Genomic DNA, 26431 nt, shown 5'->3' with positions numbered 1-26431 from the left:
TTATGATGAACAGGTAGTAGGACGTTGAGTGGTATCGACGATATAACCACTATCTGAGGCTTTTTTGGCACACAACAACGTTTGCATCCATGAATCATCTCGACCAACTTCCCGGAAATACTCATTGGGTTTGTTATTTGGCGTTATCGCTAACTTTTGCGAAAATGCGTCTGGTGATTGCGATAATAAGCCGACATCATAACCCCACAGCCGCTTGGGAGCTAGGTAAAAAGGTACTTGACCACCAGAATTAGCGATCGGATATGCTGTGATAGATGATCCAGTAGATAAATATGCTACAAATGGTGCAGTAGCATAGGCACTACGAGTTCTTTGGATAAAAGAACCGTTAATTGTAGCTGCATAAGCTAGATTGGTGTCGCTATTATTGCCTGTTTGGACACCGAGGCTTGTTGAGTTGGTCGTTGGGTTCCAATTTTCTAAGAAGCGTACAAAGTTGTGTAGACCACCATTATCTTCTGTAGGGCGAGCTGGTGTGTCCCCTCCTGCTGCGACTAAGTTAAAGGTGGTAGGTGTTGCCCATTGCATCCAGTAACTACCCTGTTGATTGCCAGGGCCCATTAGGTTATTCTGTCCTGATGGTGATGCTCCCTCATCAGTAGTGCTGAAAGCAACGTTAATTTGTAACACTGGCAATAAAATTGGTTGGGCTGTTGTATTAGTAATAAATGTTGTTGTTGAAAATGTTGGGGGAGTAGTGAGACTGTTGCCTGATTTGAACCATAGAGCATTGGCTGCGGGATCTGGACTACTACTATTAAAAGTACTGATTGGAAATGAAGTTATTTTCCCGCCCTTGATACCTATAATGGTTGGTTTATTATTGGAATCAAGCGCTAGCTCTCCATTTGTATAAATTGTTGGAAGTGTTGGAAGTGTTGGAAGTATTCCTCTTGTTACAGGATTTGTTAATGTCCCACGGAGAAAGGCAACACGCCGAGGATATCTCAGATATTTCGTATATTTAGGATCGGGATTAGTTGGTGATTGTGATTGTGCTGTTGTACCTGCTAAATGGGTAGTCAGAGAAAAAGTCTGTCTAGTGTCAGGAGGACCAGCAGTAGCAGTAACATCCGACGCTTTTAGACCTAATGGATATGCAGCAACATCACTGGGTAGTGTTACCCACCAATCAGTAGCCGGATCGCAAGCTGAAACAGGTAGTTTCGGACATACTTCCATTAAATATTCTGGTTTTAAATTACTTGTATCAATTATCCTTCGCTGGATGGGTGTAACAAAGTTATTGAGGTAAGAACTACTTTTACTGGCAAGGGGATAGCTGTCACTACCATACCAAGCTGCATTGACGATATTACTGTTGTTGCTAGCAAACCCATTGTTCTGAAATGCGGTAATGGAACTCTGATTCCCCAAGTTATTATTCAGGTCATAGTCTCCATCGCTACGGTAGCCCCTTTGGAAGTTACTAGAAAGAAGTGTAATCGCATCTGACAGCACACTGGCAGGTCGCCAGTCATCCCCAGTGCCGCAGCTTGGTAGTCTAGGGTCTCCAGTACGACAAGCAAACTTTGTATTAAGGGTACTGCGATCGTAAAAAGCAGTACTTGTAGCGTCTGTAAACTCTTGTTCAGTATGTTTATTAAAGTCGCCTTGAATATATACAGGCAAATTAGAAGCTAGAATCAAGCCTTTTTCTACATCTCTATAAGCCTGAGTAGTCCCACGCCAGAGTGGGTTGCCATTGATTAACATAATGGCGTTGGGACGGCGAGTTGGGTCAAGTTTGAAGTCTACAGGGCTTTGTGATTTTTGAGTATCTATTTTTGTTTGTTTTTGTGTCGCTGTATCACTTGCTAAAATTCCAGCAGGATAACTCAAATCTGGCAGTGCATCATCACGAGTAGCGTAAATAATACCGCTATTGGGCAGTAAGTATTCTTGTGTTGCTGTTATGCCAGTACCAGTGCTACTGCCATAAGTTGTTGTCCGCAACAGATTAAGATCTAATACAGTGGCGCGAATCTCCAGAGGTTGGCGGGTTTCTTTGGCGAGTTCATAGTCTGGAGCCGAAGAACCAGCAGATGGATTTGGTACGTTTGCTATTGTTGTCCCAGTTCCATCTCCAGCTACACCATCAGCATTGGTGAATGTTTCTACACCAAGTGTTACATCTTTATGAATTGCCTTAATCTGTCTGGCATCTAAAAAAGCAGTTTCGTAAATTGCACCGTGAGGGATGATGCTATTACTTGGAGAGATACTACCATCTAATATTTGGATGGCACAAATAGAAGCATCAATAGCAGACTGCTGTGAGATTGTAAGTGTCCCAGAGGCGGCGACTAGTGCCATAGCGCTGTTCAGTACTGGATTTACCAACCGCCCATTGGGATACCTTAAATTACCTTGGTAAGTTAGTAAAGTTGAATAGTCAGAAACACCCCTTGTTGGAGCTCCGTAGACAATACCATTGTTGGATAAACCATTTGTAGCTTTATCATAGATAAAACCTGTCACAGACGGAAGACTATTGAGGTTATGAGCCGTAGTACTATTAGTCGGATCATAGTAACTACTTATACAAGCAATTGGTGTTGGGGTTGCCGCATTGTAGCCACTCGCTTTGTAGTGATAGACTGCTGTAGCCCGCATCCGTAAATATGCTTGATTTGATGGTACTTGGATTGTTAAGTAGTCAAAACCGCCTATTACACCTCTAGCATCAACGCTTGTTGCAACGGTAGCTGTTCCCGAAGGAACTGGCATCATATCTGACCAGATTCGGCTACCGCTAAAGCTAGCACTACTAGCAATCGAACCACTGGGTAAATAAATTCCTGCACCAGTGACTACCCGCAAGCCACCCACAGGCTCGTCGGGAGTAGTTGGAACTTTAGCAGATGATGATTCCCAATCTCCATCTCGGTCAACAGTTCCTAAATCAGCTAGTTGCTGTACACGACTGCTGCGAGTACGAGTTACAGTAGAGGCAACTGTCGGTGCTGATAAATCAGGAGGGCTCCAGACAATACCTGTAATATTTTGGGTATCTGTGGTAGTATCTGAACCAACAAATGTTGTTCCGTTCCACCACAATGCAGGTAGGTTATTGCCAAGCAAAATGCGATCGCCAACGTATTGTTCTTTACCTAGTGTTTGTTGCTTTGTTGGTTCTGTAGCTTTAGGTAGTAGGGTAGTAGTATCAGTAGTAGGTATATTCAGTGTTAAATTGGAATAATTAGTTTTAGTTTTACCATCACTAGTAGCAAAGGGATACACCCAAGGGTCTGGTGGACGCAGTGCGCCAGTTACTGGGAAGACTGTACTAGTCGTATAATTTGTACCACTAGCAGAAGTAGTCCCAGGAGGAGGATATTGTATTGCATTTCCACCAAAAGGAACTTCAGCATAGGGTACACGGCGGGTACGGTCTTGAAAGTAAAGTACTAACTGGTTATTACGGATAGTGGATTGTTGCGCTGCACTGGCAGTAGCTGTAGTTAGATTTAATAGTTGTAGTTGCTGTGTAATGCCATCTGTGACATCCTGTGGATCGGTAGATGGAGCATTAGCCATCTGTGCTTGCACCAAGAAATTGATCCGCTGTGCATAAGCTAGGCTATTGTAGGCAATATTATTCGATGTGTCAGTAGTAATAGATTTGTCGGTGTTAGTATCACCATTTTGGGTAGGAGCAGTTCCTTGCCCTTTGAATAAATCCACTTGAGTACCGTTACTTGCATTACCAGTGAAACCACCAGATGCTAAATTGCCACCTACAACAATTTTGGAATTGTCCTCATTATAGAAACAGGAATTTGGACTACTAACCTGATAAAGTCTCACATTATTGCTACCAGCCAGGAAGTTACTATTAGTCAATATCCGTCCATTTAGGTTAAATGCGGTACCAGGGGTAAGTTCTATATCATCGTTATAAACCACCGCATTATTAACTAGCGGTAGTTGTACACGGTCTTGTTGATATTCTAAACCTGAAAAACCTTTATTCCCGGTGAAAGCTTCGTAATTAGCTGCATCAGTACCAGTTGGTGGGTTAGTGATGGGAACATTAGCAGTATAAACAAAAAAGCTTTTTTGGAGTTTACCACCAATACTAACCCAGCCTGTACTCCCCACCAAAGCAGCACTTGTTCCCACACTATTTTTACAACCGTTGCTTACACTACCAGCAGTCATGGGCGGAGTTCTCGCCTCTAGAGGATTTCTAGGGCGGCTGTATGTGCCACTAGTTATAGGCGGAGTTCGGAAGTAGATTCCATAAAGAGTATAGCTGTCAAATTTTCCATTGTTATTTGTATCAATTGGGAACATCCATGCAGTTGACAAATCTGTTGGCTGACTTTCTCCTGTTGGTACAGTTGGATAAGCATAATGCAGTTTTAGTGGAGTTTCGTCTCCTAAAGTATATTCACTCAAATTAGTACTTGATGCTAAAGTACTCTCTAAAACTGTATCTGAAGGTACGGCTCGTGGCAGTCGTCCGTCAGCAAATAGTTTGTTTAATTTTGCTCTAGCTCTGTCAAGGGCTGGTGCTGCGGCATTTAACACAGCCTCATTGACTCGGACATTACTGGCATTTTTGGAGCGTTCAAAAGACCTAAATAAAATGGCAGCAGTCAATAATACAACTACTATTAATACCATTGCCACTGTGGGCAATAAAAACCCAGCATTTTCCGACCCGCGTCTTCTTCGAGTACCAAAAAAAGTCCGTAGTAGCCAAATTATTTGCTTGTTAATTGTTGAGATAAACTGCTTCCTAATTTGTTGTAAGGTTTTTTGAATTGCCTTGAGTAGTTGAAATTTTCGAGACATATCTGCTTCCCTCTAAAGTGCTTTGTAGCGGATTTTCTATTTTTTAGGCTCTTGGACTATGTATAGAAAGTCTTTGTGCAGGCATAATTTTAAGCTGTATTTATTGAACTAGTACATGTTATTAGACTAACTTTAAAAGAAAGTAGCTACAACAAAAAACAATTTAATTTCTTCAAGTTATATCATTTATGAATTGTTCATTTTATTCGGGAAATACTGATTTTTTGAGAATTATTTAATTCAAGACTGACGAATAGTAAGAACATAGCTTTACAGTGAATTTGCGGAAATGTATTTTATCTAAAGGCAAATTTATGAAGATGTTACAGAGTAAGCTTATAATACCCAACTGTTAAATGAAAGATATCAGTTGGGTGCAAATGGGTGCAAAATAATCAGATATAGGGGTTCTAACTTCGGTGCAATAGTGTCGAAACCTCAGCCCGTATTTGCTGACGCAAATACTCGCGTCTCGTTAATCTACGGTGTGTACACAAGTCTTTGGTGACGCAATTTACGATTTATCGCATAGCCCGTGAGATACCTCACCCTGGTTTTGCTATGCAAAACCTGTCCCTCTCCTTAGTAAGGAGAGGGATTTAAAGATAGGGCAGAGTGAGGTTTATCAATATTTTTGGTAATTTGATGACTTCTACTTCTATGTACACAGTAGCCTTAATAAGAAGATGGGCTGGGGGTCAGGTTCAACTACTATCCTCTTAAATTTCGTATATTTTGAGCAATACTTTCCAGCACGCCAGACAAATTAGCGTATACATCATTATTCGTAAATCTAATAAACTTAATTCCTGCTGATTCAATAAAATCTTGTCTTGCTTTAATCGTATTCAGCAGTACCTTTTTGTAAATAGCTTTCGCCATCAATTTCTATAGCTAACTTCAATTCAGAACTATAAAAATCTATAATAAACTTATCTACACTATATTGCCTGCGAAATTTGCAGTTTTTAAGTTGCCTATCTCTTATTTTATCCCAAACAAGTTTCTCGGCTTTTATTATATTTTGGCGTAATTGTCGCCTTTTTTTATTTCACAATTTTTGTTATAAGGTTGAGTCATTTCTATTTCTAATTCTAGTCCCCTCTCCTTAGTAAGGAGAGGGGTAGGGTGAGGTCAAGCGCTAACTCTAAATGTTTATCCAACCTTGAATTGCCCACAATACAATAACCTCAACCCGCCTTTCGGGCACCCCTCTCCTTATTAAGGAGAGGGGATATGGGTTAGGCACTAAAGTATTTTGCTACTGGGTGGTAAGCAATAATCGCAGTGGTAGATTGTTCTGGATAAAGTTGTTCACTTTCATCCATATACAAGTTAATTCTATCAGTCTGCAATAATTCCAGTTGCTTGTATTGGTCTTGGATATTTGGACAAGCTGGATACCCAAAACTATACCGCGAGCCACGATAGCGTTGTGCCAATATATCCCGAATATTATCGGGTTCAGACGCTCGATTACTCGCTACCGCTTCTCTACGAGACGCTACGCGAACGCTATCAGCAGTAAAACCTAACTCCCGGCGAATTCTGGCGTGTGTCCATTCAGCCACAGCTTCCGCCACCTGCACCGCCATGCCGTGGAAATACAGATAATCGGTGTATTGATTGGCAGCAAACAGCTTTTGGGCGAACTCTGTGGCAATCTCCCCTACAGTCACCGCCTGCATCGGGAAGACATCAATAATTCCCGATTCCTTCGGTGCAAAGAAATCTGCTATGCACAGCCGCCTTAACGACTTCTGTCTGGGAAACTCGAAAGTTGCAATCTGTTGTGATTGGTTCTCTGGGTCATATATATGTAGAGAATTCCCCTCGGCTTGACAAGGGAAATATCCGTAAATCACCTGCGGATGTAACAGATTCTCTTCAATAATTCGCTGTTTCCAAGTTTCTAAAACTGGGTAAACTTTCTCAGCTAAGAAAGCTTGATATTCTTCCTTAGATTGTTCCTTTGGTTTGCGGAATTGCCACTGTCCAGCAATCAAAGCTTGTAAATCCAAGTGCCAGAATATTTCCTCAATGGGAATATCATTAGGCTGCAACAACTTCGTTCCCCAGAAAGGCGGTGTGGGACGTTCAATATCTATCGCCACAGCATCAGAACGCCGCGTATCTACTTCTTTTGGTTCAGCAGATACAGTTTCCTTAGCAGTTGTAGTTACTGATTCTTTGTGACCATTTGTCGAAACTTCAGCCGTTTCGACTTCGTTCAAAAATCCTTGCAAATCTTGCCAGTTATCAGCAGCTTTTGCTGGCATTAATTTATCCATGAAGTGCAAGTCAGAAAAGGCATCTTTGCCATAAACAACTTTACCTTTATAGGTTTTTTGGCAATCTTCATAGACAAACTTGGGAGTCAACGCCGCACCTCCTAAAATTACGGGGACACTAATTCCCTTTTCGTTGAATACCTCCAAATTCTCTTTCATGAAGGCGGTGGATTTCACCAGCAAACCACTCATGGCAATACAATCAGGTTTGTACTGTTCGTAAGCGTTGATGATGTTTTCTACTGGCTGCTTAATTCCCAGGTTAATCACCTTGTAGCCGTTGTTGGATAAGATGATATCTACCAAGTTTTTACCAATGTCGTGGACATCGCCTTTGACTGTGGCAATGATAAAGGTTCCCTTCGCATTGTTGCCTGATTCTGACACTTCCATGAAAGGTTCTAAAAACGCCACTGCCGCCTTCATGGTTTCCGCAGATTGCAAAACGAAGGGTAGTTGCATTTGTCCAGAACCGAATAATTCCCCGACAACTTTCATCCCATCTAGCAGGAAGGTGTTGATAATTTCTAAGGGGGGATGTTCTTCTAAGGCTTTTTTCAGATGTTCTTCTAAGCCAATGCGTTCGCCGTCGATGATGTGGCGTTTGAGACGTTCGGGGATGGGGAGACTTTCATCTAAAGAGCGATCGCGCTTAGTTGTCACCCCAGCAAACGCTGTGGTAAGCTCACCCAAGGGATCGTAAACGCAGACGTTACCCTCAAATTTGCGCTCGTCATAAATCAACTGCCGACAAATTTCTTGATGGCGTGCGTCAATCTTCGCAAGGGGTAAAATTTTGTTAGCGCTGACAATGGCTGCATCCATTCCCGCCGTTGTCGCCTCGTGCAAAAACACCGAGTTCAGCACCATCCGCGAGGCTGGATTTAAACCAAAGGAAATATTGGAAACACCCAAAATCACATGACATCCAGGCAATCCTTCACGAATCCGCTGGATGGATTCAATGGTAGCTTTACCGTTTTCTCGGTCTTCTTCAATCCCGGTGGAAATGGGTAACGCGAGGGTATCAAAGAATATTTCGGTGGGAGGTATGCCATATTCTACAGCTTGACGGTAAGCGCGTTGTGCGATCGCAAACTTTTTGTCTGCTGTTCGCGCCATCCCATCTTCATCGATAGTACCAATGACTATCCCAGCACCGTATTTTTTCGCTAACTCCAAGACCTTTAAAAAGCGCGGTTCCCCATCTTCGTAGTTGGTGGAGTTCAGCAAACACTTACCACCGGCAACCTTTAAACCCGCCTCCATCTTTTCCCATTCGGTGGAGTCAAGCATTAAGGGCAGTGTGACATTATTAACAATGCGCGAAACTAATTCGTGCATATCTTGCACGCCGTCGCGTCCGACATAATCGACGTTGACATCGAGGATGTGTGCGCCTTCTTTGACTTGCGCCCTCGCCATTGAAACCAGTCCATCCCAATCTTCCGCATTTAGCAAATCGCGGCACTTTTTGGAACCACTGGCGTTAAGACGTTCGCCAACAATCAAGAAGGAATTATCTTGATCGTAGGGTTGAGTGGTGTAAATTGATGCTGCTGCTGGTTCTAAACTTGGTTGTCTAACTTTTGGCTTCAGGTCTTTAGCGAGTTCTGCCAATTGTTGAATGTGTTCTGGACGCGTCCCACAGCAACCCCCGATCACTTGGACACCCAAATCTTCAACAAAATGCATCAATGACATCCGTAATTCCAACGGTGTCAGGCGGTAGTGCGCTTGACCGCCGACGTTTTCAGGTAAACCCGCGTTGGGAATACAGGAAACGATGAAAGGTGAATGTTCTGCCAGATACTTGATATGTGGTTTCATCAAGTCTGGGCCAGTGGCGCAGTTTAAACCGAGAATATCAATTGGATAAGGTGCCAAAATTGTCAGCACAGCGCTGATTTCTGAACCAACCAACATTGTGCCCATGCTTTCCATTGTCACAGAAACCATCAACGGTCTGCGATCGCCTTTTTTAGCAAATACTTCTTCAATTCCATTCAGCGCCGCCTTAATTTGCAGCACATCTTGGCAAGTCTCCACCAGAAATAAATCGACACCACCATCCCACAGCGCTTCTGCTTGTTCAGCAAAAGTCGCTTTCATGGTGTCAAAGTCAATATGTCCCAAGGTAGGGAGTTTAGTTGTGGGGCCGATGGAACCTGCCACAAACCGGGGTTTTTCTGGCGTGGAAAATTCCGCAGCCACACGCTTGGCTAATTCTGCGGCTGTCTTGGTGAGGTAATAGGCTTGATCTGCCAAGTCATATTCTGCCAGCACCAGAGACGTACTGCCAAAGGTATCGGTTTCAATGACATCAGCACCAGCAGCGAGAAAGTCGCGGTGAACCTTAGCCACAGCTTCGGGGTTCGTGTGGACTAAGTATTCGTTACAACCTTCATACTGTGCGCCGCCGAAGTCTTCAGCAGTCAGGTTTTGGGTTTGTAAATTGGTTCCCATCGCCCCGTCGAAAACGAGGACTGGGCTATCTGGACTACGCAGGCGTTCAAGGAAAGGATGAGTCATATTTTCCGAGAATAATTTGGGTTAGTCGTATAATATTCGACTTACTTTATTATTTTCCCAAATTTTGAGAGTTTCGCCAGTATATAATGGAAAATTTTGATACCATACTTAAAATAGTAATGTGTCTATAATATCACTTAATTAGCTAGTTCATATAGAGGTTGTTGTATGGAAAGAAGGAAAATTTTAATTGCAACTAAAACATACCCTTCAATTAGCACCAAATATCAAGAAACAGTCTGTACAGCAGGAGTTTTGTTAGATGAAGACGATCAACCAGTTCAGTGGATTCGCATTTATCCAATTCGGTTTCGTCAATTAGATTTTGATCAACGTTATCCAAGATGGTCAATTATAAGTGCTAAAATAGAAAGAAATGACAAAGATTATAGAGAAGAAAGTTTTCGTATAGATGATTCTTCGATAGAAGTAATACGAAAAATTGATCCTCGCAAAAACTGGGAAGAGCGAAAAGCCTTGGTTCTGCCACTAGAATTCAAATCTATTCGGGAGATTAAAGAACAAGGTAAGTCTCTCAATATTATCAAACCACAAACTATAAAAAAATACTTCTGTAACGAAACAGAACGAGAATGGAACCCAAAACAACAAGGAATCTTGGATCAACTAGACTTGTTTGAGCCTTCAGTGCAGTTAGATAAAATCCCTTACAATTTTGGTTACGAATTTATTTCTCAAGATGGAGATAAGCATCGTTGTACAATAAGCGATTGGGAAAATCAACAACTTTATAGAAATTGTAGAGATAGGTCAAATGAAACAAGTATGGACAATAAAGAAAAGGAGGCTTTAGAAAAAGTACGCCAGAAACTAGAAGACGATTTTTTAAACAAAAAAGATTTATACTTTATCATGGGAAACCTAAAAACTCATAAAAATAGCTTTATGATTATTGGGATATTTTATCCACCATTAATAAAAATCTAATATTTAAACTTGATTGTTCCAGGAATTAAAAATGAAAGTTAAAGATATTGCTAAAACAAGATGTATACTTACTTTTGGATATGGCAATCGCAAAGACTACGATGCCTTCTTGGAATACCTGCAAAAGTTTGATGTGGAATGTGTTGTTGATGTGAGGATGGTTCCTCGTGCTTGGAGTCGTAAATGGTACGGCGACAAAATTAAACTATTCTGTGAATTAAATAATATTGAGTATATTTCTAAAACCGCTTTAGGTAACACATCTGGTAAAGAAAATTGGATTCCAGTAAATCAAGAAGAAGCAGATATAGCTCTACATGAAATTGCACAAATTGCTCAAACGGGTAATGTTTTACTGTTGTGTGCTGAAATGAACCCGAATCGCTGTCATCGGAAAGAAGTTGCTCATTGCTTAGGAAAACTGGTATCAATGCCTGTTAAGCATTTAGAGTAGTAAACTACAATTTCTTTAATACTTGCAGGGCGAACTTTAAACTGTGCCAATCCGGTTGAAGGCATGGGGACTCGACACAAGACAACATCACCGCGCTGTAAGTTCATCAGCAAATACTTCGTCGTAAATATCATTTTCAGGGCTTACCCAATCCTGATAAGCCTGAGACTCAACAAGTCTTTTAGCTCCATTAATGAGTCTTTTAGCTCCGTTAATGAGTCTTTTAGCTCCGTTAATGAGTCTTTTAGCTCCGTTAATGAGTCTTTTAGCTCCGTTAACGAGTCTTTGAACTCCATTAATGAGTCTTTTAGCTCCATTAATGAGGCTTTGAACTCCATTAATGAGTCTTTGAACTCCATTAATGAGACTTTGAACTCCATTAATGAGTGAATGTTATTGTCAGATGATCGCCTACGGCAAGTACTGCGTCCTACGCACCCTGCTAATTTAAACATTACAGCCCTTTCTACGCAGATAGAACACATTAATCTAGCTTCACTCCCCATAACCTGCGATACACTAAGCTGGTAAATATCGCTACAGAGTTGGTGAGGTTTGCTGATGACAAACGAAGAACTGTTGCAAATTATAGAAAAAGCTGCCAGGGAAAAGGCAACGGTGCTAAACCTCAATCACAATCAACTCAGTAGTCTGCCACCAGAAATCAGCCAACTCTCCAACTTGACTGAACTATCCCTCTTTAACAATCAACTCAGCAGTCTGCCACCAGAAATCAGCCAACTCTCAAACTTGACTCACCTATACCTCGATAAAAATCAACTCAGCAGCCTGCCACCAGAAATCAGCCGACTCTCAAACTTGACTGAGCTATCCCTTGAGAACAATCAATTCAGCAGGCTGCCGCCAGAAATCAGCCAACTCTCAAACTTGACTGAGCTATCCCTCTCTGGTAATCAATTCAGCAGCCTACCGCCAGGAATCAGCCAACTCTACAACTTGACATGGCTAAACCTCAATCAAAATCAACTCAGCAGCCTGTCGCCAGAAATCAGCCAACTTTCCAACTTGACTGAGCTATTCCTCAATGAAAATCAACTCAGCAACCTACCGCCAGAAATCAACCAACTTTCCAACTTGACTGAGCTATTTCTCTCTGGTAATCAATTCAGCAGCCTACCGCCAGAAATCTGCCAACTCTCCAAATTAATATGGCTAGACCTCTCTTGTAATCAACTTAGCAGTCTACCGCCAGAAATCAGCCAACTCTCAAACTTGGAATGGCTAGACCTCCCTGGCAATCAACTTAGCAGTCTGCCGCCAGAAATCAGCCAACTCTCAAACTTAATATGGCTAGACCTCTCTTGTAATCAACTTAGCAGTCTGCCGCCAGAAATCAGCCAACTCTCATACTTGACAAGCCTATCCGTGAATAACAATCCACAATTAAGCTCGCCACCGCCTGAAATTGTTGAGCAGGGAACGCAGGCGATTTTGAACTATCTTCGAGCCAGGTTAGAAGCTAAAGGATAATATCTTTCTAAACTGCCAGTAGTTGGTGAAGGGGTTGTAGGTAAAACATCATTAAGAGCGCTACACGATGAAGACTTTCACACGCACCAATCCACTACCCACGGCATTGAAATTAAATAGCTTTTAACAGCACTATTGCAGGGATTATCAAGGTATATTTAACTAGAATTAAGGTATTATAGCGATTATTATTTGGATACCATAAGCGGTAGGGGTTTACAGAAATGCGCCTCTACAACTGACACGCCAGTTTAGCTATAAATTAATATCTACCGTTTTACGGGTATTAGAAAAATGAAGTTTACAGACTGGGTGACTAGGGTACTACTAATCTGGCTGATGTTCGCCACTCTAATTGTAGTGCTGCTAATTGGACGAGCGACAAAATTACACAACAATCCGACAATATCCCGTGCATCCAATCCACAGGTTACAGCTTTCAGTCAATATCCCCAGGCGCAATTCCAATCAGCGAAAGAGCCAGAGAAGAAATTTCAAAATGCTATCAAGTCCCCAGTCAAGACTAACCAGCCTGTAGCAAGGTATATAACCACTCAAGCTTTTGCACGCTACAGACCTAGTTATCAAGTTGCTTCAGTCGATCCAAGTAACTATGGTGAACGGTACGCCCAAGATGTCAATGGCGTAACTCTCCACAACCAACCAATTATCGTCCTCCATGAAACTGGTTATTCTGCTTCTAGCGCCGTTAATTTTTTTCAAGTAGCCCATACTGATGAAAGTGTGCAAGCAAGTTACCACGCTTTAGTCAAGTTAGACGGAACAGTGGTTTATCTAGTACCACCAGAAAAGCGGGCTTTTGGTGCAGCTAACTCTGTGTTTGATGGTTCTCAAGGAGTGGAAACTGTGCAGACTAATCCGACTTTACCCGCGTCTGTGAATAATTTTGCTTATCACGTTTCTTTAGAAACACCGCCAGATAGTTATGACGCTAGCAGTCAACAAACCCATAGCGGCTACAGCGAAGCTCAATATCATTCTCTTGCTTGGTTAGTTGCTCAAAGTCAAGTCCCAGACGATCGCATCACTACGCACCATTTAGTAGACCGTTCTGGGAAAAAAGTTGACCCGATAAATTTTGATGGGAATAAATTTCTGAACTTACTTAATACTTATCGTCAGGTTAGACCTATTTATAGAGTAAATAAATAATTTATTCGTAAGGTGCGTTACGCTACGCGATAACACACCCGACAAAATTTATTGAACTAAGCTATTTGCTAAAGCTATAGATTTGCTGCTTTTCTAGGCGATCGCTAATTGATGAAGGCAGTGTACCATCGGGGAATGTCTGACGATCTAGTTGCACTTGTAAATTACTTAAGGGATCGCAACCAGAGGAAATCAGAAATTCTAGTTTTTGGATGTATGGCAAGGTTGCGAGGTTATCCAAAATTTGGAATATAGCGTGTATATAAGGATGACCACTTTGTTGATACCAATCAGAGCTAGCAACTTTTGCTTGATCGAAACCCAAGTGGACTGTTAAAGATGGCTCGTCAAATATAGCGATCGCTAACGGACGCGCTTCTTCTTGCAACAATAGATCGTTACTTTTCGCTAAATGTCGCAGTTTCTCTAAGCGTTCATAACGTTCTGTTGCAGCTTCTGGGTCATCTTGCCAATGGATTGCTACTGTCACCAGATAAGTTTGTAACAGCAGATGACCCAGCTTTTTCGCCTTTGTCGCCAGGTAATAAGAATTGTAGTCATTTGCCTCAATCAACAATGGCACGCGATCGACTACTTCCAACCCATAGCCCTTAACTCCAGCAATTTTACGGGGATTATTGGTAATCAAACGTATCTTTTTGATGCCCAAATCCATGAGCATTTGTGCGCCCATCCCGTAGTCTCGCAAGTCAGCCGGAAATCCTAAACGCTCATTTGCTTCTACTGTATCCAGTCCCATATCCTGCAATGAGTAGGCTTTCAGCTTGTTAATCAAGCCGATTCCTCTCCCTTCTTGACGCAGGTATACAACTACACCTTGACCAGCCGCCTCAATCATTTTCAGTGCGGCTTGTAACTGCATCCGACAGTCGCAGCGCAAAGATCCCAAAGCATCACCAGTTAAGCATTCTGAGTGCATCCGCACCATTACTGGCTCATCTTTGAAGTTAGCTGGATCTCCCTTGACAATTGCAACGTGTTCTGTATTGTCTAAGGTATGGCGATAGGCGTAAATTTCAAACTGGCCGAATTGACTAGGCAGCTTGGTAACAACTTCCCGATAGACTAGGCGATCGTGCTTTAGGCGATAGCTGATTAAATCCGCAATACTAATTATTTTTAAATTGTGACGTTTGGCATATTCAACTAACTGCTGCAACCGCGCCATTGAACCATCGGGGTTTTGAATTTCACAAATTACTCCGGCTGGATATAGCCCTGCCAATCGAGATAAGTCTACAGCCGCTTCTGTATGTCCTGCGCGTTTGAGTACACCTCCAGCTTTCGCCCGAATCGGGAAAATATGACCGGGACGACGTAAATCGGTAGGTTTTGTAGCTGGATTGAGAGTAACCTGGATAGTGCGGGCGCGGTCTTCGGCTGAGATGCCAGTGCTGACACCCAATTCTGGCCCAGCATCAATGCTGACAGTGAAGGCAGTTTGGTTAGTATCTGTAATGTTGCTTACCATCAAAGGTAAGTCTAGCTCGTCTAAGCGATCGCCTGTCATTGCCAAACAAATCAGCCCTCTAGCTTCCACCGCCATGAAATTAATCGTGTCGGGTGTGGCAAATTGGGCGGCACAAATTAAGTCGCCTTCATTTTCTCTATTTTCATCATCTACCACTACAATTACACGACCAGCTTTTAGGTCTGCTAAAGCGGCATCAATCGAATCAAATTTAAAAGCTTGGGTAGTATTAGGCTGTGACACAGATAGATTTCCAGCTACCAACGTAAATTTTTTTTACAATTTCTTCTTTTAGATTGTAGCTCCTTTATAAGGCAGAGAAGTAGACTAGCAATGATTTGATAACGGAGCAAAAGTTTCTGCCATTAAAAATGAGGATATATTGCAATACAGGAAAGGATCGAGGGATGAGGAGGATGAGGGGGATGAGGAAGTAATGCTAAAAATTTATTTCTTCTTGTGCTTTTCTCTCTCATCTCTCCCTACTCCTCAAAATAAAGTAGAGGGGTAATAGAAGTTTTGTACGCTGTGAGTCTAGTCGCTGATATTGTTGATAGCTGAGAACGAATTAATCATTCATGGGATAAGGATTTCAGATCATGGGCAAATTTAGACGCGTACCCGTTGGGATTGTTGGCGCGTCGGGCTATGGCGGAGTACAGTTAGTACGGCTACTGATGGATCATCCAGAAGTCGAACTGGTTTATTTAGGCGGTGAGAGTAGTATCGGGAAATCTTTCGGGGATTTGTACCCGCATCTGGCTCATGCAACTAACTTGCTCATAGAAGCGGTAGAACCAGAAATAATTGCTCATCGCTGTGAAGTAGTTTTCTTGTCTTTACCAAATGGTCTGGCTTGCCAAATCGCGCCCAAACTATTAGAAAAAGGATGTAAAGTACTAGATTTGAGTGCAGATTATCGGTTCCATGATTTGACAACTTATACAAATTGGTATGGTATTGAAAGAAGCGATCGCACCATTGCAGCTACAGCAGTTTATGGATTACCAGAACTTTATCGCGATCGCATTGCCGAAGCTCAACTCATTGGCTGTCCTGGTTCCTATCCCACTGCTAGTCTCCTTGCACTTTCGCCACTCTTAAAGCAAGGCTTAATCTTACCAGAAACAGCTATTATCGATGCCAAAGCTGGCACATCTAGCAGTGGAAGGCAACCTCAAACCAACTTATTGTTAGCTGAAGCAGATAATTCCATTGCAGCTTTCAATATCGGCCGTCACCGCCACACCCCAGAAATTGAGCAAATTTGCAGTGACTTAGCTGGTCACGAACTCATGATTCAATTTACACCGCACCTTGTACCAATGGTACGCGGAATTTTGGCCACGGTATATGCCACACTGAGCGATCCCGGTCTAGTGCGAGAAGACTTAACCACAATTTTCTCAGCCTTCTACCGCAACTCTCCTTGGGTAAAAGTCTGCGGTAGCGGCATTTACCCCCAAACTAAGTGGGCTAACGGCAGCAATCTTTGTTACATCGGTGTAGAAGTTGACCCGCGCACAGGTCGTGTGATTGTCATGTCGGCAATTGACAATCTAATTAAAGGGCAAGCGGGTCAAGCGATTCAATGTCTAAACCTGATGATGGGCTGGGATGAAACTCTGGGGTTGCCCAAGTTGGGGTTTTATCCTTAATGGGGAATTGGGAATTGGGAATTGGGAAGAATTCTACTCTCAATCCCTAGTCCCCAGTCCCCAGTCCCTAGTCCCCAGTCCCTAGTCCCCAGTCCCTACTCCCTACTTCGGCCCTAAACCGATAGCACCAGCATAAACGGCGCGATCGCCTAATTCATCTTCTATTCGCAGCAAGCGATTGTATTTTGCTACCCGTTCGCTGCGACAGAGGGAACCTGTTTTGATTTGACCGGCACGGGTTGCTACAGCTAAATCAGCGATCGTTGTGTCTTCGGTTTCACCAGAACGATGGCTAATTACTGAACGAATGCTGTTGCGAGTTGCCAAATCAATCGTTTCTAAGGTTTCGGTGAGAGAACCAATTTGATTGAGTTTAATCAAAATAGCATTAGCGGCTTTTTCCTGGATGCCTCTTTGTAAACGAGTAACGTTGGTCACAAATAAGTCATCCCCTACCAATTGCACCCGCGAACCTAACTTTTGGGTGAGCAATTGCCAACTTTGCCAATCTTCCTCATGTAAACCATCCTCAATTGACACAATTGGATATTGGTCAACAAGTTGTCCTAAGTAATCAATAAACTCAGCCGGGGCGTGAGGTTTACCATCGTAAACATACTGACCATTCTTGTAAAATTCGCTAGCTGCCACATCCAAAGCCAAAGCTACTTCTTCCCCTGGCTTATAACCAGCTTTCTTAATGGCAGCAACTAGCAATTCTAAAGCCACCTGATTAGATTCTAGGTTAGGGGCAAAACCGCCTTCATCGCCTACACCAGTCAGCAAACCCTTTTCATCCAACACCTGGCTGAGGGTAGCAAACACCTCTGCACCCCAGCGCAACGCTTCCCGGAAGGAAGTTGCGCCAATTGGGACAATCATAAACTCTTGAAAATCGACGTTGTTTGATGCGTGTGCGCCACCGTTAATCACGTTCATCAACGGCACTGGGAGCAAATTCGCTAAAGGGCCACCCAAATAGCGATATAGAGGAATATCTAGAGATTCAGCACCTGCTTTGGCTGCCGCTAGGGAAACCCCTAAAATCGCATTCGCCCCCAAATTGGATTTGTTCGGAGAACCATCTATAGCGATCATTGTGCGGTCTAGTAGTTCTTGGTTGAGGGCATCCAAGCCTAACAATTTTGGCGCAAGTGCTTCTCTGACATTTTGTACTGCCTTGAGTACACCTTTGCCCCCATAACGGCTTTTATCGCCATCACGCAGTTCGTGGGCTTCAAAACTGCCCGTGGAAGCACCACTGGGAACCTGGGCTAGTCCGACAACACCGTTGGCTAAATGCACTTCGGCTTCAATTGTCGGTCTACCGCGTGAATCAAGAATTTCACGGGCTGCGATCGCTTCAATTGCAGTATCTAGAATGTTACTCATCTGTACTTAGTCCTTTACTTCGATTGCGTTCTTAGCGCCGATATATTTTAGTGGCTAACCCAATCGCTAGCATAGGCGTTTAGGAAGCTTTATAGGCTGAGATTAAAGAATATTTCCAGTCATTGGGTTAAAGCGCTTTGCCCAAGGATTGAGATTAGGGATTGAAGATTAGCGCTGTCAAGGTGAGTCTTCTATTCATTACGAGCCTTTTTACTCGGCAGTTGAGCCTTTTTACTCGGCAGTTGAGCCTTTTTACTCGACAGTTGAGCTTTTAAAACATCCTCTAAGGGACTTCCAAATAAAAAAATACTTAAAAAAAAACTCTCTCCTCCTTATTCCTCTGTGTTCTCTGCGTCTGGAGTGGTAGCCTGCGGCAAGCCGCTCCGCGTCTACGTTTATTTGGATAATTTATTTCTTGGAAGTCCCTAAGCTCAACTTTATCCAAAATTAAGAACTCGGTTTTCTTTATCCGGCAAAAACCCTGCCTTTGCTGAAGCTGAACAATTTTGAATTTTGTCCAAATGCGATCGCCTCTGGCAACTTCTGTAAAATGTTGGCAGAGAATAACACTAAATCAACTAGAGAGAAAAGGTCAATATGCGATTACTACATACAATGCTGCGAGTGGGCAACCTGGAAGAATCCTTAAAGTTCTACTGTGAACTTCTGGGAATGAAATTACTCCGCCGAAAAGATTATCCAGGGGGAGAATTTACCCTAGCGTTTGTGGGCTATGGTGACGAAAGCGACAACGCGGTAATCGAACTAACCTACAACTGGGGCGTGGAAAAGTACGAATTGGGTAATGCTTACGGTCACATTGCCCTTGGGGTTGATGATATTTACGCTACCTGTGAGGAAATCCGCAATCAGGGTGGTAAAGTCGTGCGCGAACCAGGGGCGATGAAACATGGTTCGACAGTAATTGCTTTTGTGGAAGATCCAGATGGGTATAAAATTGAACTGATTCAACTGGGAACTCAAGGATCGCCAGCCAAACAGGAATCACAAGAGTAACTTGTGAGTCAGTAATTCTTATAATTAAGAATATGTAGCGCTTCTGTGTTGAAGGCAATAAAACTGTAGGAAAATACCCACCGATGTCTTGGAAAGTTGAACCAGACGCGGGTCGATTGATTTTTCCCGCACACTGGCGTTTCGTGCCGATAAACCCTAATGCGCGAGACTTTTCCCTTTTTGCCTCCCCTTTTTAGGCGGGTTAGGGGATATCCTTTGCGTAAATCCTATTAGTATCAGCAACACTAAAAGCGACACCGATAGCGATCGCGAACAGCGTCTCGAAGAGAGCTTCATAGCCCGTCATAGACATCGCTCCAATAACACCATCTGGCAAAGTCCGCTCAGAACAGTGTTTTCGTTTTAAATTAGGAAATAGGTAGTAGATTAAACTATCACCAAATTACCAATCCTAAATTGCCACCGGAGATACACGCGGATATCCTCTGAGAATGTCTGGATAATTAGGGACTGGGGAAGAGTTTTTCCAATACCCAATACCCAACCCCCAATCCCTAAACTAAAAATCAAAATTCCAAAATTATAAAGATGCAACCTACAGATCCAAATAAATTTACTGATAAAGCCTGGGAAGCAATTGTTAAATCTCAGGATATAGTTCGTGCTTATCAACAACAGCAACTAGATGTTGAACATTTAATTATTGCCCTGTTAGAAGAACCCACCAGTTTAGCAATACGCATTCTGGCTCGATCTGAGGTCGATCCAATTCGCTTTCAACAGCAGCTAGAAGCCTTTATCCAACGTCAGCCCAAAGTTGGTAAAAGCGATCAGCTTTATCTTAGCCGTAGTTTAGATGTTTTACTAGACCGAGCCGAGGAAGCTAGAGTCAGGATGAAAGACTCTTACATTTCTGTAGAACACATACTCTTAGCCTTTGCTGAAGACGATCGCATTGGCCGAAGGCTACTCAAAGGCTTTAGTGCGGATGCAGCTAAACTAGAAGCCGCCATCAAAACCGTTCGCGGTAGCCAAAAGGTGACAGATCAAACGCCAGAATCCCGCTATGAAGCCTTACAAAAATTTGGTAGAGATTTGACAGAACAGGCAAAAGCTGGAAAACTCGACCCGGTAATTGGGCGGGATGACGAAATTCGGCGGGTAATTCAAGTATTGTCTCGTCGGAGCAAAAATAACCCCGTATTGATTGGTGAACCTGGAGTAGGTAAAACTGCGATCGCAGAAGCTTTAGCACAACGGATGGTAAACGGTGACGTTCCCGAATCTCTAAAAAACCGCCAACTCATTTCTTTAGACATCGGTAGTTTAATTGCTGGGGCAAAATTGCGAGGAGAATTTGAAGAACGTCTGAAAGCTGTCCTCAAGGAAGTTATGGACTCTAACGGCCAAATTGTCCTGTTTATCGACGAACTACATACCGTAGTCGGCACAGGTTCCAGCCAACAAGGGGCAATGGATGCCGGAAATTTGCTCAAACCAATGCTGGCGCGGGGAGAACTGCGTTGCATTGGTGCAACTACCCTCGATGAGTTCCGCAAACACATTGAGAAAGATGCTGCCCTAGAACGCCGCTTTCAGCAAGTATTTGTCGATCAGCCAAGTGTGGAAAATACTATTTCCATTCTGCGGGGGTTGAAAGAACGTTATGAAGTGCATCATAATGTCAAAATTTCTGATTCGGCTTTGGTAGCAGCAGCAACCCTGTCAGCACGTTATATTAGCGATCGCTTCTTACCAGATAAAGCCATCGATTTGGTAGATGAAGCCGCAGCCCAGTTGAAAATGGAGATTACCTCAAAACCAGCAGAATTGGAAACCATCGATCGCCGCCTCATGCAGTTAGAAATGGAAAAGCTGTCATTAGCTGGCGAAGAAAAGGGTACTCCCCAAACGAAAGAACGTTTGCAGCGAATTGAGCAAGAAATCGCTAATTTGACCGAAAAACAGCAAGTATTTAACGAGCAATGGCAAGGTGAAAAGCAGATATTAGAGGCAATAAGCGCCTTAAAGAAAGAAGAGGATGCGCTGCGAGTGCAAATTGAACAAGCGGAACGTGCTTATGACCTCAATAAAGCTGCTCAACTGAAGTATGGCAAATTGGAAGGAGTACAGCACGAACGCGAAGCCAAAGAAGCCAGTCTTTTAGAAATTCAAAACCAAGGTTCCACGTTGCTGCGAGAACAAGTCACCGAAGCCGATATTGCCGAAATCGTCGCCAAATGGACAGGAATCCCCGTCAATCGCCTATTGGAATCAGAACGGCAAAAATTGCTGCAACTAGAAAGTCATTTGCATCAACGAGTCATAGGGCAAGAAGAGGCTGTAGAAGCGGTATCAGCAGCGATTCGCCGCGCCCGTGCGGGGATGAAAGATCCCTCGCGTCCCATTGGTTCATTTTTGTTCATGGGCCCCACAGGAGTGGGCAAAACCGAACTCGCCCGTGCTTTAGCTCAGTTTCTCTTTGATTCTGATGATGCCTTGGTGCGCTTGGATATGTCTGAGTATATGGAAAAACACTCAGTTTCTCGGTTAGTGGGTGCGCCTCCAGGATACGTAGGCTATGAAGAAGGCGGTCAACTTTCCGAGGCGGTTCGCCGCCGTCCCTACTCAGTGGTGCTGCTGGATGAAGTCGAAAAGGCACACCCCGATGTGTTCAATATTTTGTTGCAGGTATTAGATGATGGGAGAATTACTGACTCTCAAGGAAGAACGGTAGATTTTCGTAACAGCGTTATTGTGATGACCAGTAACATAGGTAGCGAACATATTTTGGATGTATCTGGTGATGATTCCAAATATGAAACGATGCGGGTTAGGGTTATGGAAGCCTTGCGATCGCATTTCCGCCCAGAATTTCTCACCCGCCTTGATGATATTATTCTCTTCCATGCCCTCAGCCGCACGGAACTGCGGCATATCATCCGTATTCAACTCAAGCGGGTAGAAAATCTCCTGCGAGAGCAAAAAATCTTCTTTGAGATATCTCAAGCAGCTTGCGATCACCTTGTCGAATCAGGCTATGACCCAGTTTATGGTGCGCGTCCACTCAAACGCGCAATTCAGCGAGAAGTAGAAAACCCTCTCGCCACCAAGTTATTGGAGAACACTTTTATCTCTGGAGACACGATTATCATTGACAAAAATGAAAATGGTCTGTCTTTTAGCAAAAAAGTCCCAGTGAAGGTGTCAGTACCACAGATTGCTACATAGTCAGAGAAGGCGATCGCTACATGAATTTATATTTAGTAATTTGTGTGCGATCGCTTTTAATTTAAGCTGCTTAAAACTGAGGCTTAATATACAAATCCCATACTTCTTTTAAGCATTTCCCTTCTGATTTACATAGTCCTCATAAAGCCCTTCATCTTCTAATGTATAGCCATTCAAAAAGGCATCATGGTTACGGATGTTTTTAAGTTCTTCCACATGAATTATGTTTTCATTCTCATTTTCCCAGTCTTCACAATCCAAAACTGAGAATTCTGTTAATTCCGGGTCATTTAAAAAATATTCGGCTATGGCGGCGATAAAAGGTTCTAGTATTTTGTGACCTTCTGCCAAAGATAGGCTAGCAATTTTTTGGAAAGATAGATGTTTTGGCTCTTGCACCTTTTCTGACATTTGATTTAATTTCCTGAAGATGGGTTAGCTAATATCCGCATCTCCGCGCACATCTTGACAATCTACATATTTTGGATCGCCTGCGGGTAAGGGTTCAAAGGGGTTAAAGGCATTATAGAGTTTTGCGAGTAAGTCACAACTATTAACCATAGGTAAAAAATATTGCAATCTTGCTGATAATAATGGAGATTATAGAGAATTGAGGTGCTTGGCAAAAGAAGAAATTACAGGACTTACGCATTCAAAACCTGGAGCCTAGATCCCCCCTAACCCCCCTTAAAAAGGGGTGGAACCGGAGTCAAAGTCCCCCTTTTTAAGGGGGATTTAGGAGGATCTAAATGCTATAAAACAACTCTAAAAGACTTATGTGTAAACCGTAGCCTTAAAAAGGTGGCTTTTGAAATCCCCCCTTTTTTAAGGGAGTTGGGGGATCTCTTATGCGTAAGCTCTAAATCAGTAAAAAGTAAAATAAATCACCAGTATTGTTTCAATCGTCGGGGCAAGGTGTTGTTATTTTCACTGTTTTCCGGGGAATCCTGTAGTTGTATACCCACTATATTTGTCAGTCCATCAGATTAGGTAGGCATTGTTTATGCAACTTATCACTTCGTTAGATATTAGAAATTCGGAATATTTATCTAAAAATCGGCTGATTAGTTATCACCACCAGTTGCGTCTAATTTTTTCGCTGGGTAATCAGGTAAAAAACGTTCTAGAAATTGGGATTTTTAATTCTCTGTTAACAGACATCTTGAAGAACAATGGATACAATGTCACTACTGCTGATGTCGATCCCAACCTTAAACCAGAAATAATTTTGGATTTGACCACAGATTTTACTTTACCGAAAGATAAATTTGATGCGATCGCTCTGTTTCAAGTGCTGGAACACTTTCCTTACGAACAGTCAGAAGAAGCGCTGAAAAAACTGGCAGAAGCAACAAAGAAATTTTTGGTGATTTCGATTCCTTATTGCACTCAATACTTGTCATTTCAGGTCAAAACCTCTTTCTCAGGTAGACCAAGGCATTTATTATTCAATGTGCCAAAATTCTGGAGTACAACGCCAGTATGTGACGAGCATTACTGGGAAATGGGTTTGAAAGGATATCCCAAAGAGCGGATTTTAAACTCTGTTGCTAATGCTGGCTTAACTATCAAGCAAGAATTTATCGATCCGACTTATCCGTATCACTATTTTTTGGTGCTGGAAAAAACTAATAATACTTAGATGACAGTCTCAAGTAGGCTAATAAACCTGCATTAAAAATTGGGAGTAGGGAAATCCGAATCAGAGAATGGGGGCAAACAATGCTCAAAAAAGGTGCGTAGGCGCAGCCCGTAGTAGACATCGCCTAAGCTATTCTTTTAAAATCCTAATTGGTATCATGTCCTTCTGTGTTCTCCGGGTTTATCCTGGAAAGCGGAGGGATAGGCTGTATTAGCCGCTATCATCATTTCAGATACTAACATCGAAAATTACCAATTATGCTAGAACAAGGCACTATCAGTATTCATACTGATAATATTTTCCCGATCATTAAGAAGTCGCTCTACTCAGATCACCAAATCTTCTTGCGGGAACTGGTATCCAACGCTGTAGATGCCATCCAAAAGCTGAAAATGGTATCCCGCGCCGGAGATTACGCTGGAGAAATCGGCGAACCGGAAATTGAACTTGCCATTGACAAAGATAACAAAACCCTATCCATCTCCGATAACGGTATCGGAATGACCGCAGATGAAGTTAAGAAATATATCAATCAGGTTGCCTTCTCCAGTGCTGAAGAATTTATTCATAAATATGAAGGCAAATCAGATCAACCCATAATCGGGCACTTCGGTCTTGGTTTCTACTCTTCCTTCATGGTGGCGCAAAAGGTAGAAATCGATACCCTTTCCTACCAAGAAGGGGCGCAGGCGGTTCACTGGACTTGCGATGGTTCCCCAGCTTTCACCCTGGAAGATTCGTCCCGGACAACTCGCGGTACTACTATTACCCTTAGCTTGGAAGGAGAAGAGGAGGAATTTCTAGAGTCTGCACGGATTAAGAATCTTGTCAAGACCTACTGCGACTTTTTGCCAGTACCAATAAAACTCGACGGTGAGGTAGTAAATAAGCAAAAAGCACCGTGGCGAGAGTCTCCAAGTAATCTGAGCAAAGAAGATTATTTAGAGTTTTACCGCTATCTGTATCCTTTTCAGGAAGAACCTTTGTTGTGGGTGCATCTAAATACAGACTATCCCTTTATCATCAACGGGATTTTGTATTTCCCCAAAATGAGGCCGGATGTAGATGTTACCAAAGGGCAGATCAAGCTATTTTGCAATCAAGTTTTTGTTAGTGACAACTGCGAAGAAATTATCCCGCAATTTTTGATGCCGATGCGGGGTGTGATTGATAGTACCGATATTCCGTTAAACGTATCGCGGAGTGCTTTGCAAGGCGATCGCACTGTGAAGCGAATTGGTGACTACATTGCCAAAAAAGTAGGCGATCGCCTCAAAGAACTTTTCCGCGATAACCGCGAACAATACATCAGTGCTTGGAAGGATCTTGGTACTTTTGTCAAATTCGGCGTTCTCAACGACGATAAATTCAAAAAACAAATCGAAGATATCATCGTCTTCCGCACCACCGCCAAGCTGACAGAAAAAGTTGCGGCTGAAACTCCGGTGGTTGAAGTCCAGTCTTCAGACGGGGATGCTTGGCAAGATGTGACTCCTTCACCCAGTGCTGAGAACTCAACACCCACTGCTCCTTACACCACACTCAAAGAGTATTTAGAACGCAACAAAGAACGCAACGAAAACCGGGTTTTCTACAGCACCGATGAAACAACCCAATCTACATACATAGAACTGCACAAAAATCAAGGTTTGGAAGTCCTATTTATGGACTCCTTTATCGACACCCACTTTATCAACTTCCTAGAGCGGGAATATCAGGATGTCAAGTTTACGCGGGTAGACTCAGATTTAGATAATACTCTGCTGGAACAAGATAAAGATAAGGAAATTGTCGATCCTAACACAAACAAAACCCGCAGTGAGACGATTAAAGAGTTATTTGAGAAATCGCTCAACAAACCCAAACTCAACATCCGTACCGAAGCGTTGAAATCAGACGATCCTCAAGGTACACCACCTGCGATCGTGCTTTTACCAGAGATTCTTCGCCGTCTGCGAGAAATGAATGCCATGATGCAGCAGGGGACAGCAGAGTTTCCCGAAGATCACATTTTGCTGGTGAATACTGCTCATCCACTCATTCAAAATCTGGCAAATCTTAACCAAGGTAGTATTATCCAAGGTGACGGACAATCGCCTACCGATCAGTTAGTGAACTTGATTTGTCAACACGTCTATGATTTAGCGTTGATGTCTCAGAAAGGATTTGACGCTGAGGGAATGAAATCTTTCGTCGAGCGATCGAATGAGGTACTCACTAAGCTGACGGAACAAGCTAGTAAATAGTGGGAATTGGGCATTGGGAATTGGGAATTGGGAATTGGGAATTGGTTAATTCTTCTCCCCCTGCTCCCCCTGCTTCCCC

At 42.9% G+C, this 26431-nt stretch carries 16 protein-coding genes and 1 pseudogene; 9 read left to right on the top strand and 8 right to left on the bottom strand.

Annotated elements, in window-relative coordinates; all coding sequences use genetic code 11:
- From hpsA to metH, 4 genes are all read right to left on the bottom strand, one after another.
- Positions 1-4824, bottom strand: coding sequence for a hormogonium polysaccharide biosynthesis protein HpsA (gene hpsA / locus CDG79_RS08155; protein ID WP_094341695.1), 4824 nt, complete (start codon positions 4822-4824; stop codon positions 1-3).
- Between the two features lie 711 nt (positions 4825-5535).
- Positions 5536-5706: an endonuclease domain-containing protein gene (locus CDG79_RS44755; protein ID WP_262985780.1), complete on the bottom strand. Its 171-nt coding sequence runs from the start codon at positions 5704-5706 to the stop codon at positions 5536-5538.
- Complete coding sequence (locus CDG79_RS44750) at positions 5663-5812, bottom strand: endonuclease domain-containing protein (RefSeq protein WP_262985782.1); 150 nt, start codon at positions 5810-5812, stop codon at positions 5663-5665. Before CDG79_RS44750 ends, CDG79_RS44755 begins: the two co-directional genes overlap by 44 nt.
- 253 nt (positions 5813-6065) lie before the next feature.
- Positions 6066-9647 (bottom strand): methionine synthase, encoded by a 3582-nt coding sequence (gene metH, locus CDG79_RS08145; RefSeq protein WP_094341694.1) that lies wholly within the window; start codon positions 9645-9647, stop codon positions 6066-6068.
- Between the two features lie 168 nt (positions 9648-9815).
- Here metH and CDG79_RS08140 point away from each other — a divergent pair, with 168 nt between their 5' ends.
- The 4 genes from CDG79_RS08140 to CDG79_RS08120 all read left to right on the top strand — a co-directional run bounded on the left by CDG79_RS08140 (position 9816) and on the right by CDG79_RS08120 (position 13713).
- Positions 9816-10595: a hypothetical protein gene (locus CDG79_RS08140; protein WP_094341693.1), complete on the top strand. Its 780-nt coding sequence runs from the start codon at positions 9816-9818 to the stop codon at positions 10593-10595.
- Positions 10596-10626: 31 nt separating this feature from the next.
- Positions 10627-11049, top strand: a complete 423-nt coding sequence (locus CDG79_RS08135; protein ID WP_094341692.1) for a DUF488 domain-containing protein — start codon at positions 10627-10629, stop codon at positions 11047-11049.
- A gap of 561 nt (positions 11050-11610) precedes the next feature.
- Positions 11611-12540 (top strand): leucine-rich repeat domain-containing protein, encoded by a 930-nt coding sequence (locus tag CDG79_RS08125; RefSeq protein ID WP_094341690.1) that lies wholly within the window; start codon positions 11611-11613, stop codon positions 12538-12540.
- A gap of 294 nt (positions 12541-12834) precedes the next feature.
- Positions 12835-13713, top strand: a complete 879-nt coding sequence (locus CDG79_RS08120; RefSeq protein WP_094341689.1) for an N-acetylmuramoyl-L-alanine amidase — start codon at positions 12835-12837, stop codon at positions 13711-13713.
- Positions 13714-13774: 61 nt separating this feature from the next.
- Here the strand turns inward: CDG79_RS08120 and ribBA are convergent, their stop codons facing one another.
- Complete coding sequence (gene ribBA / locus CDG79_RS08115) at positions 13775-15448, bottom strand: bifunctional 3,4-dihydroxy-2-butanone-4-phosphate synthase/GTP cyclohydrolase II (RefSeq protein WP_094341688.1); 1674 nt, start codon at positions 15446-15448, stop codon at positions 13775-13777.
- 356 nt (positions 15449-15804) lie between these two features.
- On the opposite strand from ribBA, the gene argC reads away from it, so the two are divergent.
- On the top strand, positions 15805-16863 hold the full coding sequence (gene argC, locus CDG79_RS08110; RefSeq protein ID WP_094341687.1) for an N-acetyl-gamma-glutamyl-phosphate reductase: 1059 nt from the start codon (positions 15805-15807) through the stop codon (positions 16861-16863).
- Positions 16864-16965: 102 nt separating this feature from the next.
- Here argC and eno read toward each other — a convergent pair whose 3' ends face one another.
- The gene (gene eno / locus CDG79_RS08105; RefSeq protein ID WP_094341686.1) at positions 16966-18255 is read right to left on the bottom strand and encodes a phosphopyruvate hydratase; all 1290 of its coding nucleotides are present in this window, start codon (positions 18253-18255) and stop codon (positions 16966-16968) included.
- Positions 18256-18852: 597 nt separating this feature from the next.
- Here eno and gloA point away from each other — a divergent pair.
- Together gloA and clpB are read left to right on the top strand one after the other, a co-directional pair.
- Positions 18853-19272, top strand: a complete 420-nt coding sequence (gene gloA / locus CDG79_RS08100) for a lactoylglutathione lyase (protein ID WP_094341685.1) — start codon at positions 18853-18855, stop codon at positions 19270-19272.
- Between the two features lie 549 nt (positions 19273-19821).
- Positions 19822-22464 carry an ATP-dependent chaperone ClpB gene (gene clpB / locus CDG79_RS08095; RefSeq protein WP_094341684.1) on the top strand — a complete coding sequence of 881 codons (2643 nt, stop codon included), beginning with the start codon at positions 19822-19824 and terminating at the stop codon, positions 22462-22464.
- 108 nt (positions 22465-22572) lie between these two features.
- On the opposite strand, the gene CDG79_RS42160 is transcribed toward clpB, so the two are convergent.
- Both CDG79_RS42160 and CDG79_RS40850 read right to left on the bottom strand, forming a co-directional pair.
- Positions 22573-22875 carry a hypothetical protein gene (locus CDG79_RS42160; RefSeq protein WP_189524921.1) on the bottom strand — a complete coding sequence of 101 codons (303 nt, stop codon included), beginning with the start codon at positions 22873-22875 and terminating at the stop codon, positions 22573-22575.
- 30 nt (positions 22876-22905) lie between these two features.
- Positions 22906-23025: pseudogene (locus CDG79_RS40850) on the bottom strand (ATP-binding protein); the annotation flags it as partial.
- 442 nt (positions 23026-23467) lie between these two features.
- On the opposite strand from CDG79_RS40850, the gene CDG79_RS08085 reads away from it, so the two are divergent.
- Positions 23468-24106, top strand: coding sequence for a class I SAM-dependent methyltransferase (locus CDG79_RS08085; protein WP_094341683.1), 639 nt, complete (start codon positions 23468-23470; stop codon positions 24104-24106).
- 257 nt (positions 24107-24363) lie between these two features.
- Entirely contained in the window at positions 24364-26352 is a 1989-nt protein-coding gene (gene htpG / locus CDG79_RS08080) for a molecular chaperone HtpG (protein ID WP_094341682.1), read from the top strand.
- Positions 26353-26431 lie beyond the last annotated feature (79 nt).

It is taken from the genome of Nostoc sp. 'Peltigera membranacea cyanobiont' 232 (genome assembly GCF_002245985.1).
GTDB lineage: Bacteria > Cyanobacteriota > Cyanobacteriia > Cyanobacteriales > Nostocaceae > Nostoc.
This window is presented reverse-complemented; position numbering and strand designations above follow the sequence as displayed.

Excerpts from the sequence above, each read along its gene's own strand:
- hpsA (WP_094341695.1), bottom strand. The coding sequence starts at position 4,824 with ATGTCTCGAAAATTTCAACTACTCAAGGCAATTCAAAAAACCTTACAA.
- CDG79_RS44755 (WP_262985780.1), bottom strand. The coding sequence starts at position 5,706 with ATGGCGAAAGCTATTTACAAAAAGGTACTGCTGAATACGATTAAAGCA.
- metH (WP_094341694.1), bottom strand. The coding sequence starts at position 9,647 with ATGACTCATCCTTTCCTTGAACGCCTGCGTAGTCCAGATAGCCCAGTC.
- CDG79_RS08140 (WP_094341693.1), top strand. The coding sequence starts at position 9,816 with ATGGAAAGAAGGAAAATTTTAATTGCAACTAAAACATACCCTTCAATT.
- CDG79_RS08135 (WP_094341692.1), top strand. The coding sequence starts at position 10,627 with ATGAAAGTTAAAGATATTGCTAAAACAAGATGTATACTTACTTTTGGA.
- CDG79_RS08125 (WP_094341690.1), top strand. The coding sequence starts at position 11,611 with ATGACAAACGAAGAACTGTTGCAAATTATAGAAAAAGCTGCCAGGGAA.
- CDG79_RS08120 (WP_094341689.1), top strand. The coding sequence starts at position 12,835 with ATGAAGTTTACAGACTGGGTGACTAGGGTACTACTAATCTGGCTGATG.
- argC (WP_094341687.1), top strand. The coding sequence starts at position 15,805 with ATGGGCAAATTTAGACGCGTACCCGTTGGGATTGTTGGCGCGTCGGGC.
- eno (WP_094341686.1), bottom strand. The coding sequence starts at position 18,255 with ATGAGTAACATTCTAGATACTGCAATTGAAGCGATCGCAGCCCGTGAA.
- gloA (WP_094341685.1), top strand. The coding sequence starts at position 18,853 with ATGCGATTACTACATACAATGCTGCGAGTGGGCAACCTGGAAGAATCC.
- clpB (WP_094341684.1), top strand. The coding sequence starts at position 19,822 with ATGCAACCTACAGATCCAAATAAATTTACTGATAAAGCCTGGGAAGCA.
- CDG79_RS42160 (WP_189524921.1), bottom strand. The coding sequence starts at position 22,875 with ATGTCAGAAAAGGTGCAAGAGCCAAAACATCTATCTTTCCAAAAAATT.
- CDG79_RS08085 (WP_094341683.1), top strand. The coding sequence starts at position 23,468 with ATGCAACTTATCACTTCGTTAGATATTAGAAATTCGGAATATTTATCT.
- htpG (WP_094341682.1), top strand. The coding sequence starts at position 24,364 with ATGCTAGAACAAGGCACTATCAGTATTCATACTGATAATATTTTCCCG.